The organism is Dyella sp. 05T440 (genome assembly GCF_056395965.1).
Map to the genome: position 1 here is coordinate 48,727 of NZ_JBFTKN010000020.1, position 12,506 is coordinate 61,232.

Annotated in this window: 16 protein-coding genes; 3 read left to right on the forward strand and 13 right to left on the reverse strand. The window is 61.4% G+C overall.

The window, feature by feature from the left end:
- Window positions 1–83: 83 nt before the first annotated feature.
- Window positions 84–1,088: an alpha/beta hydrolase family protein gene (locus AC1DE1_RS19750; protein WP_477175173.1), complete on the forward strand. Its 1,005-nt coding sequence runs from the start codon at window positions 84–86 to the stop codon at window positions 1,086–1,088.
- Here AC1DE1_RS19750 and AC1DE1_RS19755 read toward each other — a convergent pair.
- Both AC1DE1_RS19755 and AC1DE1_RS19760 read right to left on the reverse strand, forming a co-directional pair.
- Complete coding sequence (locus tag AC1DE1_RS19755) at window positions 1,085–2,599, reverse strand: DUF2252 domain-containing protein (RefSeq protein ID WP_477175174.1); 1,515 nt, start codon at window positions 2,597–2,599, stop codon at window positions 1,085–1,087. The two genes, AC1DE1_RS19750 and AC1DE1_RS19755, sit on opposite strands and share 4 nt — an antisense overlap.
- 116 nt (window positions 2,600–2,715) lie before the next feature.
- Window positions 2,716–3,516 carry a siderophore-interacting protein gene (locus AC1DE1_RS19760; RefSeq protein ID WP_477175175.1) on the reverse strand — a complete coding sequence of 267 codons (801 nt, stop codon included), beginning with the start codon at window positions 3,514–3,516 and terminating at the stop codon, window positions 2,716–2,718.
- A 77-nt stretch (window positions 3,517–3,593) separates the two neighbouring features.
- Here AC1DE1_RS19760 and AC1DE1_RS19765 point away from each other — a divergent pair, with 77 nt between their 5' ends.
- The gene (locus AC1DE1_RS19765) at window positions 3,594–4,049 is read left to right on the forward strand and encodes a MarR family winged helix-turn-helix transcriptional regulator (protein ID WP_441605592.1); all 456 of its coding nucleotides are present in this window, start codon (window positions 3,594–3,596) and stop codon (window positions 4,047–4,049) included.
- Here the strand turns inward: AC1DE1_RS19765 and AC1DE1_RS19770 are convergent.
- Window positions 4,046–4,588: a lipocalin family protein gene (locus AC1DE1_RS19770; RefSeq protein ID WP_477175176.1), complete on the reverse strand. Its 543-nt coding sequence runs from the start codon at window positions 4,586–4,588 to the stop codon at window positions 4,046–4,048. The genes AC1DE1_RS19765 and AC1DE1_RS19770 overlap by 4 nt on opposite strands.
- Before the next feature lie 123 nt (window positions 4,589–4,711).
- Window positions 4,712–5,173 (reverse strand): Hsp20 family protein, encoded by a 462-nt coding sequence (locus tag AC1DE1_RS19775; RefSeq protein WP_046972018.1) that lies wholly within the window; start codon window positions 5,171–5,173, stop codon window positions 4,712–4,714.
- Window positions 5,174–5,504: 331 nt separating this feature from the next.
- On the opposite strand from AC1DE1_RS19775, the gene AC1DE1_RS19780 reads away from it, so the two are divergent.
- A complete protein-coding gene (locus tag AC1DE1_RS19780) occupies window positions 5,505–6,047 on the forward strand; it encodes an ester cyclase (protein WP_477175177.1) in 543 nt (180 codons plus the stop codon).
- Window positions 6,048–6,068: 21 nt separating this feature from the next.
- Here AC1DE1_RS19780 and AC1DE1_RS19785 read toward each other — a convergent pair whose 3' ends face one another.
- The 9 genes from AC1DE1_RS19785 to AC1DE1_RS19825 all read right to left on the reverse strand — a co-directional run bounded on the left by AC1DE1_RS19785 (window position 6,069) and on the right by AC1DE1_RS19825 (window position 12,297).
- Window positions 6,069–6,473, reverse strand: a complete 405-nt coding sequence (locus AC1DE1_RS19785) for a GFA family protein (RefSeq protein ID WP_477179276.1) — start codon at window positions 6,471–6,473, stop codon at window positions 6,069–6,071.
- Window positions 6,474–6,521: 48 nt separating this feature from the next.
- Entirely contained in the window at window positions 6,522–7,364 is an 843-nt protein-coding gene (locus AC1DE1_RS19790; RefSeq protein WP_477175179.1) for a class I SAM-dependent methyltransferase, read from the reverse strand.
- Between the two features lie 165 nt (window positions 7,365–7,529).
- Window positions 7,530–7,892: an RcnB family protein gene (locus AC1DE1_RS19795; protein WP_477179277.1), complete on the reverse strand. Its 363-nt coding sequence runs from the start codon at window positions 7,890–7,892 to the stop codon at window positions 7,530–7,532.
- A 326-nt stretch (window positions 7,893–8,218) separates the two neighbouring features.
- Entirely contained in the window at window positions 8,219–8,887 is a 669-nt protein-coding gene (locus AC1DE1_RS19800; protein WP_477175181.1) for a hypothetical protein, read from the reverse strand.
- Window positions 8,888–8,977: 90 nt separating this feature from the next.
- Entirely contained in the window at window positions 8,978–9,286 is a 309-nt protein-coding gene (locus tag AC1DE1_RS19805) for a hypothetical protein (protein ID WP_477175182.1), read from the reverse strand.
- A gap of 177 nt (window positions 9,287–9,463) precedes the next feature.
- A complete protein-coding gene (locus tag AC1DE1_RS19810; RefSeq protein ID WP_477175183.1) occupies window positions 9,464–9,892 on the reverse strand; it encodes a hypothetical protein in 429 nt (142 codons plus the stop codon).
- A gap of 975 nt (window positions 9,893–10,867) precedes the next feature.
- The gene (locus AC1DE1_RS19815) at window positions 10,868–11,242 is read right to left on the reverse strand and encodes a hypothetical protein (RefSeq protein WP_477175184.1); all 375 of its coding nucleotides are present in this window, start codon (window positions 11,240–11,242) and stop codon (window positions 10,868–10,870) included.
- 74 nt (window positions 11,243–11,316) lie between these two features.
- Entirely contained in the window at window positions 11,317–11,844 is a 528-nt protein-coding gene (locus AC1DE1_RS19820; RefSeq protein WP_477175185.1) for a hypothetical protein, read from the reverse strand.
- A 102-nt stretch (window positions 11,845–11,946) separates the two neighbouring features.
- Window positions 11,947–12,297, reverse strand: a complete 351-nt coding sequence (locus tag AC1DE1_RS19825; RefSeq protein ID WP_477175186.1) for a hypothetical protein — start codon at window positions 12,295–12,297, stop codon at window positions 11,947–11,949.
- Window positions 12,298–12,506 lie beyond the last annotated feature (209 nt).

Genomic DNA, 12,506 nt, shown 5'->3' on the forward strand with positions numbered 1-12,506 from the left:
GTACAACCGGCCGCGCCGTGCAATCGCGGTGCTAGTCTTTCAAGATGAACTGTCGTGGCCTTTTTTTGGCATGCATGGCCGGGGTGGCGTTTGCCGCCTCGGCCAGCGATGGTGCCCAGGGCGTCCTCACCAAGGTGGTGTTCACGCAATACGGCAGCGTCTCCAGCAGCCCCGAGCTGATGCGACGACTGGTGACGCCCTTGAATGGCTGGCGGCTGCAGCAACGCGCCGCGTCGACGGGCACCGCGATTGTCGACCAACCCATCGACCTGACGCGCGAGCAGTTTGCCCTGTACGTGCCTGCGCAGGCGCCGCCCGACGGTTACGCCCTGCTCGTGTTCGTGCCACCGTGGAACGAGGCGCGGGTGCCGAGTGAATGGACGTCTATCCTCGATCGCCACGGCATGATCTTTGTAACCGCCGCGAATATCGGCAACGACACAAGCCCGCTCGATCGTCGCGATCCCGTGGCCTTGCTTGCCGCCGTCAACGCCATGGCGCGATACCGCGTGAATCCACAGCGTGTCTATATCGCGGGCTTCTCCGGCGGCTCGCGTGTGGCGTTACGCCTTGCGCTTGGCTATCCGGACTTGTTCCACGGTGCATTGCTGGAGGCCGGCAGCGATCCCATCGGCAGCGCTGTTCCGCTGCCTCCGCGAGCCTTGCTTGAACAGTTTCAGACGGGCACGCGCATCGTCTATTTCACCGGCCAGCAAGATTCCGCCCGGATGGACGTGGACCGGCAAAGCCGCCATTCCCTGCACGAATGGTGCATCGACGATGTCGACCTGCGCTCGATCCCCTCGACAGGTCATGACCTGGCCAGCGCCGCTGCACTGGATCGCGCCCTGACGTCGCTGGAAAGCCACCAACCACCCGACGCCACCCGGCTTCAGGCATGCCGCGCACGTATCGCCAGCGAACTGGAACAGGCGCTGGCCAAGGTCGATGCGGCATGGGCGCGCAACGACATCGCCGCGGCGAAACAACAGCTGGATGAAGTGGACAACCACTTCGGCGGCCTGGCCGCACCGCACAGCGTGGAGCTGGCGACGCGACTCCTGCAGACAGCGCCGCCGTCGCACTAAGGGATGGTCATCGCATCGACCTTGCCGGCGCGCACAGCCTTCACCAGCGTCGCGTGGTCGCGATCGTTCTGGTCCGCATACGGCACCGCGAATGAGGCGATGGCATCGGCAAACGCATCGCTCTTGCCCAGGTACGCGGACAACAGCACCGCATCGCCCGAACGCGTGTGCGCGCGTGCCAGCGCGTGTGCACACAGGCGACCGTAACGACGCAGATTGGGGACGCGCATGATCTCCACCTGGGGCGAAACCTTCGCATCACGCAGCTGGCGCACATAGAAGTGGCGCCGAGGCCCTTGCGACCAGCCCAGAAACAAATCGCTGGCCGATTGCATCAGGCGCTGGCCGGACACGATGCGCTGGCCTTGGTGCTTGTAGGGCTTGTTGGCGACAAATGGATCGATCACCGATTGCCGCGCCTCCTTGAACTGCAGGAACAAGGGATCGCCATTGCCCGACACCATCAGCAAGATGCCGCAATAGGTGCCCACGCTGCCCACGCCCACCACCTTCACGGCCGAGTCCACCGCATTGAAGCGATCCAGCAGCACGCGCCGTTCGGGCAGCAGCGACTCGCGATAGTCAGCAAACGCGGCGGCGCGCTCGTCCGGCGAGATGTAGTTCGCCAGGTCCTCGTCGTGGTAAATCAGCGGCGGCTCGTCCTGGATGCGCGGCGGTGAGCCGCCTTCGACAGTGAGTTTGATGAATTCCTTGGTATGCGCGGTGTATTGCACGGCCTTGTGCACGCTCTTGGTCGCGAGCTTTTTCATCTCCTCGTCGCGCATGCGATCGATCACGTCCTGCAGATCGATATGGTCGTACCACCCCTCCAGTACCGGCATCTGGGCGTAGTCGGCCACGTGCGTGCGGTAGGCGGTTGCGGCCTCCCACGCGATGTCCTTGGCGTCGCCCTCGCTGAAGCCGTTCGCGCGTGAGGCCACCACCAGGCTCGCGCACAAGCGCTTGATGTCCCATTCCCACGGGCCCACGGTGGTTTCGTCGAAATCGTTGATGTCGAACACCAGCTTGCGTTCGGGCGTGGCGAAGCCGCCGAAGTTGACCAGATGGCAGTCGCCGCAAATCTGCAGATGGATGCCGGTGCTCGCGGTGGTGGCCAGGTCCGCCGCCATGATCGCCGCCGCGCCGCGATAGAAAGCAAACGGCGAGGCCATCATACGGCCATAACGGATCGGCACCAGCGATTCCACGCGGCCCTTGGAGGTTTCCATCAGCACATCGACGGGATCGAAGCGATTCTTCGCCGGCTTCCAGCCACCCAGCGACTTGCGGGTCACCTTGTCGCGGATGGCGCGTGCCATCGCCTGACGATCGCCCGGACTCTTCAGCCAGCTCTCCTGCGACAGCGGCCCGTCGCCGCGATGGGCGAACTTGTCGTAGGGCCCGTTGCCCGCGCTCGCGGGGCGCTTGCGGGTGACCTTGGGAGCTCGCTCGTCCTTCGTCCTCGACATGCGGGTGACCTTGGGAGCTTGCCCGTCCTTCGTCTTCGACATGATTGTCACCTCACGATGAAGGCCTGGGTATGCGTAGCGCCGGCCCTGAGCGCTTCATTTGACGCCCGCAGTTTGCAAAGTGGAATAGCAAAACTACGTAGAGCGCGCGCCTGACCTCAGTCGGTCAGCGTTTCATGGCTGGCCACTTCGCCCTGCTTCCAATAGCTGGAGGCACGGATGCGCTGGCGGTCCAGCCCATGCACATCGATCAGGCGTTGCCGCACCTGGCGGATGTTGGCGTACTCGCCGGCCGCCCACGCGAAGCCGTCGCCTTCGGGCAGGATCAACTCGGCCACGGCGTCCGCCAGCCCGGCGTCGCCGGCCTCCCGGCACAGCCAGGTGACACTGGCGTTTGCTGCGGTGGTGATGTCGAAGCGGGCGTCGGCGCTCTCCACTTCAACCAGAGCGACGATGCATTCGTCCGCTGCGGCCTCTTCCAGGTGACGCGCGATGGCCGGCAAGGCGGTTTCGTCACCGACCAGCAGGTACCAGTCCAGCCCGTCGGGCAGAATCGATGAACCTCGCGGGCCGCCCAGGCCCAGCACGCCGCCCACTCTGGCGTTTCGCGCCCACGACACGGCTGGACCGTCGCCATGAAGCACGAATTCGATATCCAGCTCGTTGGCGGCCCGGTCGTAACGGCGCGGGGTGTAGTCGCGGCTGGGAGGGCGCGGACGTGATGGATCGAAGGTCATGCCCTGCTCGGTCACGGTGGGCAACGCTGGCCGTGACTCGCCATCGGCCGGCAGGAACAGCTTCACGTGATCGTCGAATGAGGCGGACACGAAGTCGTCCAGATCGCCGGTAAGGGTGACGCGCAGCAGGCGCGGCGAGACCGGGGTCAGGCGCTTTACGGTCAGTTCGCGCATTTTCAGGGGATGGCGGACGCGCCGGATTTCACGGGGAGAGGTGGACATGGGGACCTCGCTGGTCGCGGTGGGGGCGCGACGGTATAATGGATGCAACTCATAGTGAGCTTGCTCAATACTTTTCCATGACGCCCCCAACCAAGTCAACCCCCGGCAAGTCGGCCACGGTCGAACTGGCCGATGCCTTTCTCGCGCTGCATCACCTGGTGCGCAAGCACGTCGACGCGGCCATGACGGCGGCCGGCCTCTCGCTCTCGCAGGCCAAGCTGCTGGCCCTGGTGGCCCGACTGGCGCCGTGCCGGCCCAGCGATATCGCCACGCAGATGGGTTACGCACCCCGCACCGTGACCACGGCGCTGGATGCACTGGAGGAAAGTGGCTGGATCGAGCGCTCGCCCCACCCCAGCGACCGGCGTGCCCAGCTGGTGATCATCACCGCGGTCGGCCAGGCCAAGCTCGACGAGGTGCAGGGACCCAAGCGGCACGCGGTGGAACAGCTGTTCGGCGTGCTCAGCCGTGATGAGCAAAAGCGCCTGCGCGAGCTGATGGATCGCGTGCGCGAACGCGCCGACGACGCTTAATCGAGCGGCGCGGACATCACCAGCCGCTCGGTGGGATAGCCGCGCTCTGCCGCGCGATGACGCAAGGCCTCGAACTGGCTGCGCTGCATGTGCGCATCGCGCGACAACACCCACAGATAGTTTCGGCTCGGGCTGCCCACCAGCGCCCAGCGATAATCCGGGTCCACATCCAGCACCCAGTAGTCCGCCCACACCCAGGGCACCCAGGACAACCATGAAGGCGCAAAGCGCACCTTGAGTGCGCCGGCCACCGGCGTGGTGCGTGCGATGCCATCGGATGCGTCCATCTCGCCATTGCGCGTGCGGCAGGCGTTGCGCACGCTCACCTGGCCGTCGGGCAACGAGCGGTAGGCGGCACTGATGTTGTCCACGCACTGGCGCTGGAAAAACATCGGCAGATGCGCAATCTCGTGCCACTGACCGAGATAGCGCTTGAGATCCAGCTGCTTCACCGGTTCATTGGCGAGCTGCTGTGCATGCGCGGCCGGCCACGCCAGCATGGCAATCAACACCGTGACGAGCATTCGACTAGCCCGCATGCGGTACTCCTGTGACGTTGGATCGATGGAACACCAGTGTCACCGGCGCGCATCACGGACATGCAAAAAGAGGGTGACGACGCCGTCACCCTCTCGATGCCATCAGCTTGTGGTCAGCTGCAATTACGCGGCCTGATCGCGCAGTTGCGACACGGACGGCGACACCGCCGAGTCACTGATCTCGACGCGGCGCAGCTTATAAGCCTCGGGTACTTCGCGCTTGAGGTCGATCACCAGCAGGCCATGCTCCATGCGCGCACCGGTCACCTGCACGTGCTCGGCAAGCTCGAAGCGGCGGTTGAACGGGCGGTTGGCAATGCCACGATGCAGCACTTCGCCTTCCTGCTCACCCTTGCGCTCGCCGCTGACGGTAAGCATGTTGGCCTGCACGGTGAGGCTGATGTCTTCGCGGCTGAAGCCGGCCAGGGCCATCGTGATGCGGTAGCTGTCTTCACTGAGCTTTACCGAGTCGAACGGCGGCCAGTTGTCGTTGGCCTGCGTGCGCGCTGCTTCCAGCAAGTCGAACACGCGATCAAAGCCGATGCTGGAACGATGCAGCGGCGAAAAATCCAGAACAGTACGCATAACCAATTCTCCAATGAGCAACAGGTAGACGTCGCGCAACATGCAGCGACGCACCGGCCCCGTAGCGACCGGTGACAAGGAGATGTGGCTGGCAGCAGGTGATTCAAGGAAGCGCTTTCAGCGATTATTTAGCCGTCCAAATAGATCGCATGGCCACTTGAAATGCGTTTGACGACCCCAACGGCGCACGTCCTGTTGGGGCTCGTCCGGCCCGGTTCAAGCCCCCTTGGCCGGCCTTTTTTTCGTTTTTGGAAAGGATGCTTTGCGCGCCGCACTGATTCTTTCGTCACCGGGCCGGCGCTAACGTAAGCCACCCTTTCGGAGACCGGTCATGGCCGCTCGTCACCTCGTCGCCCCCCTGCTCCTGGCTGCACTTGCTGCCGCGCCCCTGGCCCAGGCGGCCACCGACGCCTCGCTGGTCGTGCCCAAACAGCTAATCGTTGATCCCAGCCTGCCCAAAGGCACCGCCCGCGCCAACGTGCTGGCCGCCCGACGCTACGACACGTTCTGGAACAACGGCGATGAAGCACTGGCGAAGCAGGCGCTGTCGCCTCAGTTTGTCGATCGCACGCCGCCGCCGGGGCGCGTGCAAGGGCCTGACGGTCCGTTACAGGCTTCCAAGGCGCTCCGCCAGGCGGTGCCGGACCTGACTTGCGAGGTGGAACAGATGCTGGTGGTCGGCGACCGCGTGGTGTCGCATCTGCATTTCGCCGGCCACTTCACCGGCAACTTCAACGGCATCCAGGGCAAGGGACAGGCGATCGATTTCATCGCCACCGACATCTATCGCGTCACCGGCGGCAAGATCGTCGAAAACTGGCATCTGGAAGACAACCTGACCCTGCTCAAGCAGCTGGGCGCGATCAAGGATTGAGTGATCGCGTGACAATGCGCGCTAGGACGGGTCGGTGTCGTAGCGCGTGACGTTTTCGGGCAACTGCACCCAGCAGTGCCGCCGGCTTTCATAGACCGAGTCGGCCGGTGGCGGAAATGAGGGATCTGCGAAAGCGCCCACCGCCACCGAGACGCGTCCCTCCACGCCCTCTTCCGTGTGGAACACGTTGCTCCCGCACACAGGGCAGAAGCGGAAGCGAAACTGCGAGCCGTGGTCGCCGGTACGCACGAATTCGGTGGCATCGCCGGTGACCGTGTATGGCGCACTAAAACCCGCCAGCGCAGCAAACACGCTGCCCGTGCGCTGCTGGCAGGCCAGGCAGTGGCAGACCCCGACGCCTAGCGGCTCGCCCTGCACCTCGATGCTCAACTGACCGCAGTAACACGATGCCGTTCTGCCAGACATGCAAAACCTCCGTCAGATGTTTAGCCGTCTACTCGTCAAGCGCCCTGCTCAGCGCCGCGTTGCGAGTACGCCATCCAATGCCAGCTCGGCACGGAAACCCGCCTTCTCCAGCCGCCTGGCCACTTCGCGCGGAACATCACGATCGCTGGTGAGCTTGTTGGGGCTGCCGGTGTAATGGAACAGGCGACCACCGCGACGAAGCACGCGCGCCAGCTGATCGTAAAAGACCTGCGAATACAGCTCACCGGCAATGCCAAAGCGCGGTGGATCGTGCAGCAAGGCATCCACCGAGGCATCGGCGATCTGCACGATCGCCTGCGAGACATCCGCATGGGTCAGTTCAAGCCGGCCGCCAGCGGCATCGGAGTCCGGATCCGGCGACCACGGATTGATGGTGCGCAACCACAGCACGTCCGGATTCTTTTCGAACGACTGGAGTCGCGCCACGCCCGCCTCCAGGCAACACGCTGCGAAGTACCCGAGGCCGCCGCAGGTATCGAGCACCACCTTGCCGCGCGGGTCCACCAACGCCACCTTGCGGCGCGCATCGTCCACCGGCGATTCCTTGGAGGTGGGCAGCATCTTGATGCCGTCGATCTCGAAGGTAGGCGCCCCCCATTCGGTGGGCACCAGCTTGATCAGCGAGCCGGCATAGCGCGACACCGGTGAGAACGCCTCACCGTCCCAGTAATAGATGGTGCGATCCTTGACCTTCGCCGGATACGGATAGCTCTGGCCCTTCCACTGCCAGCTTTCCGCGTGCAGCGCTGCGCTGCCGCTCGAACGCCCCAGGTCCATCGAACCCGCCCATTCACTGGCGCCGGCATCGCGCGCAGCAAACAGCCCGTCGGCAACGGAGCGCGTGAGCAGGGGGCCGATATAGTGCGTCACGAGCGGGCATCTCCTGGATAAGATGCGTAGTTTATGGGCAATGCGAAGCCCAGGTGACAGTCGCGGCGCTGCCGCCTGCTGCTTGCCTTCCGACTTGCCTCGACGGCCTGCCTCCGGCCGGAAGCAGGCAGTCAACCAGGATGGCCTGCTGAACCCGATGTGCGATCAGAGGTCGGCGGCGATATCGATGACGACGCCGCTGGAGATCAGCGTCAGATAGAACTGGCCGCCGTCCGCGCGCACCCAGCGATAGCCGGGATCCGGCCGGCGCAGGTGATACCGCGGGTAATCGACGATGTAGTACTCGCGCGCATAGTAGTAATCCGGCAAGCGGTCGCCCTTCTTGTACCAGCCCTTGTGCTTGCCGTTGTCGTGGCGGCCCTCGTCCATGGGATTGTGGCCATGACCATGGTCGTCGTCCCAATGCTTGTCGTTGCCATGACCGTGATCATCATGGGACGAAGCAACAGCCAGACCGCTGGCGCCAAGCAAGCTGGCCACGATAAGAAAGGAAAGAGCGCGCTTCATGTTGGTCCCGTACCTGAGAAGAGAAATGGTTGGCGTCCCCCGCAAGGAGCCGCAGACTCTCTGCAGTTACTTGCGATGTGCAGACAACATCGCATAAAAAAGCGCCCGTGGCGCAAGGAACTGAAGAAAAGCGCAGGAAGTTGCGCAGCCATTCACAAGATCGTCAGGCGCCGGGGCACGGTTCAACGCCATCGGCGCATCTGGCCTTGGTGCCCAGCGCGGTCTTCATATGCCCGGGGCCGCCGCTTCGACATGCGGCCTGGTCTCTGACATGTCGACATGGGGTCGGACGTGGACGCTTTAACCGCTTGACTCTTTGCCCGCCATTAATCGAAGCACCTACCTTTCCTGTGCGATTTGGAGACCCAGTCGCCCCAAGTCAGTTTCAGTTGGTTGCCAACTACTTCGATACGCATGATACGCGGCAGATCCAGAGGTTCAGCAGTCTGGCCGCGCGCCTGGTAGCCGCCGACAAGTACCGTTTCGTAAAGTGCCGGTTGCGACTTTGTCAGGCACAGTTCGCTGCCCCACAGCTCGTTTCCCGCGTCGTCCACCGCATCAAGCACGCGCCGTTGATTCGTGTCCAGTAACACCAGCACCATGCGGGACCTGGCCGGTCTCTCGTCGCGTTTAATCCAAAGCAACATCTGATCCTGCCGCGGCACCGTCACACCGATCCCCTCGCAGCCAGCACTTGCGCTGGAAAATCCCCTGGACTGGGGAAAGAGCCCCGGTTTCAAGCCCACCTTGGTCGACGACCCGTCAGGCCACGTTGCCACCACCTGCATATCGTCCTCGGTGGCATCTCCGCCAGCCGACGTGAACTCGATGATCGTGGGGCCGCCCGCAACCGAGCACGTAGATTTCCAAGACGAACGGAAATAGGTGTCGGGCGCATTGAGGTCGCCACGCGAAGCGGCCTGTCCGATATGGGACGCTGACGCCATGCTCATCCCTGCCAGTACGAGCACCAGCCCAGTGAACGTCGCCTGCATGAAATCATCCCCTGCACTGGATTGGCAGATGGCGCGGCATGCCCGGATACCAAACGGTGGCCGCTTCGACCCGAAAGGTGGCGCTTCCGCCTACTGACCCACTTTCTCCCCGATATAGCGCAACAGTGGCGCCGCATGGATGAGCATGAGGGAAGGGCCATCTTGCTTGATGTCGTCGCGCTGCATGTTCAGTAGAAACTCCCAACTATCGCCGAGGCTTCCCACCAGATCGACGTTAGACACCTTCTTGGTGACGTCGTACATGGCCTCGCTGCTCAAATCCCAGTAATAGTCCTGGTCAAGTCGAAGCTCAGGGCCATTCACGGATTCAACATGATCCAGAAGGTCGTTCACGATGCGACGCAACTCGCCGATATTCACAACAGGGTACTTGACCATTTGTCACCTGAGGCTGGAACAGCTTGACGAATCTTATGGCGGCAGTAGGCCAAATGGGGATTCTGCTTTGGATCGGAAGCGGACCTTGCGGTGCGTGCGTACGTTATCCCGCTGCTACTGAGCCGCCCAGCAAGCTCCGGCAACGCACAGGTACGATTGCCTTTACTGCCAGTCATGCTAGCCGGTCGTCTGATCAATGCCATATCGCATGGCTGCTTTCAGTGTCTCTATGCTTATGTCGCGCAGCCTTCTGAACTTGATGCAGTACCCGGTTACTTTGGCCTTGCCAAGATCCTTTGCATAGGTCTGCGCCAAGTACTTCTTGTCTTCGATCCCGAGAATGTAGACGGAAATACCCGTGGTGTTTGCACTGATGCCAATCTGGTAGAACTCCCGGGTGTCTCCGTTGGCGTATCTCATCGTCTGAATTCCGTACCCGACATTTGGGTTGGAAACAGTTTTGCCCGAGCTGTCCTTGCCATCCATGAACCACAATTTGCACTTCGGCATGAGACCCAGGATCACGCGGTGCAACTCCCTCATATCCGCGCACTTCGGCTCGGGCTGGGCAGCGAAATAGTCGTTGATTTTCTCATCAACACTCATACGACCTCCTGCGTGACCTCTAAACGTGGTGCTCAATCCCGTTTTCGATCGTAGCTCGCAGCACCATAAGATCTATTCTCCACCGTTCCAATGTCGCCCCCGCATCCCTGGCGTCATTCTTATTGCTTCTTACCTACGGCTCCACGAACTGCGGCGCGATCAACTTCACGCGACAACCCGTTGCCTGCAGCGCCACCGCAGGCTTCCATGCCGATCTCGCGGCAGCTCGTAGCCAATCGCTACTGTGAGAGACGAGAAAAATCCAACGCAAGTCGCACGAAAAGCGGCACGGCAACCGCAAAGCAAACAGCGACCCATAATCGTGTTCGCCTGGGAACCAGCGCCAGAATCGAAAGCATCGCCGAGCAGTCATAGGCGGAAGACATGATGGACCGGTGATGCCCGCTCCAGAACCAGGCAACCAACAGGTAGGCCACAGCGAGGCACACGATGCCCAGCCGCAAGCGCCCACTCAGGTTCCATTCTCGCGCCATCCCCATGCCCCCAACGAACCTCAAGCAAGTATCGCAAGGTCCGCTGCGGGTCGAAAGCAGACCTTAGATTCCGGAGCTAGAGCTCGATAAAGCCGCACTCTTCCGCGTCGTAGAAGCGAGCCTCAAGTCGACTGCAGATCTGCCTTAACACAACACGTTCCTCGTCTCCCCAGACCCCACTGAACGTGATTGCGCGCGGGTCGGGGTTCTCTGCCACGCTTTCCACGTTGGCTGTGAGTCGAAGCTCTACCGCGCCCTCCATAAGCTCCGTCACGAGGCCCTCAACGACTTGCCGTGGCCCGAGTGGAGGCGGCACCCAGTCACTACCCAACGATTCGGCGTCCCGATCCGCTCGCACGACAATACCGATGCTACCCATTTGCTTTCCCCTAACTCCGTGACTTTCTTAAACGTGATGTCCGTGATGGGTCGAAAGCGGACATTACTAGACGGCTCAGCAACACGTCCACGCCACCCTTAGCTACCGCTGGATGTCGACTATTTCGCCCACCAGCACTCGTGCATAGAAGCCCCTAGGGCCATCGTAGACGGCCAGTCGGCTGACCGCCCGCGTATCTCTCAGGAATTCCAGTGCCTGGATGAGAAGCGGATTCGTCCGGGGTAGTTCAACTTCATTGTCGGCAAAAGCCTTGCCAAGCTTCACGGCTAGCGAGCGCCCGTTCTCTATGAGCTTCGAGAGCTGTGCCTCGCCGGGCATGGAATCATCCAGCCTGAAAACGAAAGTTTGTGCCTCGTCGAAAAATGAGATCGTCTCCCCGGCCCAGCTGACATCCATTCCAGCGTCATAGAGCTCTTTCAGCTCGAGGTCTTCGTGACGTTCACAGGCGATCTTCATCGTCGATCCATCCATCTAGAGGTTTTCCATGATGTCTGCTTTGGGTCGAACGCGGACAGTTCACCTGACGGGCATCAGTGGCTCTTTACAGGGAAGTGAAACACTTGGTCATACGACAATACTACGTGACCATCCAGCGAGCATTGAGTGTGATCTGCCACATCCGCAGAGCTAACCTCACGCAATTCGAAGACCATGTACTGAGCTTCGAAATGATGTCCCTCGCTTTTGTCCAGTCGTAATTCGTAGGTGAGCTGCTTTGCCCCCGATTTCGCAGCACTCTTGGGGTTCCCAAGGACGGACGGCTGGCTGCTGGTCACGTTACAAACGAGCCTGGCACCAGGTTTGGCGCCCTTGTAGTCAAATTCCAGGCCATGCCAGGTGCAGGGCACTTCGCGCTTGTCGTAAACGCATGACCCCTGATCCACCACGTAGATGTCCTTTGTCGGCTGGCAAACCCAACCATCCTGGCCCGGTTCAAGCGTGGTCTTCACGCACGCAAGACCAACTTTGACATTGCTTATCTCGAACCTTTGTTCACCGTCTTTCGCTGACGCTCCAAGTGAAAGCAAAACGCATAGCGCCGCCAACTGCTTTCTCATTGAATCTCTCCGTGATCCTTCGCTCCCGAAGATTCGGGAAACTCGAAACTGGCCGCTTTGGGTCGGAAGCGGACCTTCCAATTTGCCGCTGCAGTCCACCGCTCACGGTTGACGTTTGCTTGCGAAGAAGACCCTAATGTCCGCGCCGTATTTTGAAGACATGCCTGCAAGTTCAGGCGGTATCGTAAATTCGGTCCAGTTCAGATCAGTCCAAATATTGATCTTAATGTGCGTGCTCTGGAACCGACCGGCAACTGTCGCTGCAACCCAAGCTAGGCATCCATCGATATCCGCAAGGTTGCAGGTGACGGATACATAGAGACTTAGGTCATGTGGGTTCGCACCTCCCGATCTTGTTTTGAAGTGCCGCAATGTAATTTGCTGAGCCTCGGGGTCGAGGCCGTCGATCACAACGTGGTAGGCGACGTTGTCGGCCGGATTGGCTAAGGTCATGGCGATACGGCCACCAATTGGATGTTAGCGCTCATCTTTCCCCCTGAATCGTGTGCGTCCGCTTTGGGTCGATTGTGTTGAAAAAGTCAGTTGAATCGGCCGTCTGAAGCTGATTCACTGCCTACCCATCGGACAAGTGGACGTTGCCACGATGATGGGTCGTCAGCAAGCTGCGCAAGCACCGCTGTTCTACGCCTTCAACCTCGATG

Coding starts and splice junctions, on each gene's coding strand:
- AC1DE1_RS19770 (WP_477175176.1), bottom strand. CDS start 4,588: ATGCGGGCTAGTCGAATGCTCGTCACGGTGTTGATTGCCATGCTGGCG.
- AC1DE1_RS19785 (WP_477179276.1), bottom strand. CDS start 6,473: ATGTCTGGCAGAACGGCATCGTGTTACTGCGGTCAGTTGAGCATCGAG.
- AC1DE1_RS19780 (WP_477175177.1), top strand. CDS start 5,505: ATGGCCGCTCGTCACCTCGTCGCCCCCCTGCTCCTGGCTGCACTTGCT.
- AC1DE1_RS19755 (WP_477175174.1), bottom strand. CDS start 2,599: ATGTCGAAGACGAAGGACGGGCAAGCTCCCAAGGTCACCCGCATGTCG.
- AC1DE1_RS19810 (WP_477175183.1), bottom strand. CDS start 9,892: ATGAGTGTTGATGAGAAAATCAACGACTATTTCGCTGCCCAGCCCGAG.
- AC1DE1_RS19805 (WP_477175182.1), bottom strand. CDS start 9,286: ATGGTCAAGTACCCTGTTGTGAATATCGGCGAGTTGCGTCGCATCGTG.
- AC1DE1_RS19795 (WP_477179277.1), bottom strand. CDS start 7,892: ATGAAGCGCGCTCTTTCCTTTCTTATCGTGGCCAGCTTGCTTGGCGCC.
- AC1DE1_RS19825 (WP_477175186.1), bottom strand. CDS start 12,297: ATGACCTTAGCCAATCCGGCCGACAACGTCGCCTACCACGTTGTGATC.
- AC1DE1_RS19820 (WP_477175185.1), bottom strand. CDS start 11,844: ATGAGAAAGCAGTTGGCGGCGCTATGCGTTTTGCTTTCACTTGGAGCG.
- AC1DE1_RS19815 (WP_477175184.1), bottom strand. CDS start 11,242: ATGAAGATCGCCTGTGAACGTCACGAAGACCTCGAGCTGAAAGAGCTC.
- AC1DE1_RS19800 (WP_477175181.1), bottom strand. CDS start 8,887: ATGCAGGCGACGTTCACTGGGCTGGTGCTCGTACTGGCAGGGATGAGC.
- AC1DE1_RS19775 (WP_046972018.1), bottom strand. CDS start 5,173: ATGCGTACTGTTCTGGATTTTTCGCCGCTGCATCGTTCCAGCATCGGC.
- AC1DE1_RS19760 (WP_477175175.1), bottom strand. CDS start 3,516: ATGTCCACCTCTCCCCGTGAAATCCGGCGCGTCCGCCATCCCCTGAAA.
- AC1DE1_RS19765 (WP_441605592.1), top strand. CDS start 3,594: ATGACGCCCCCAACCAAGTCAACCCCCGGCAAGTCGGCCACGGTCGAA.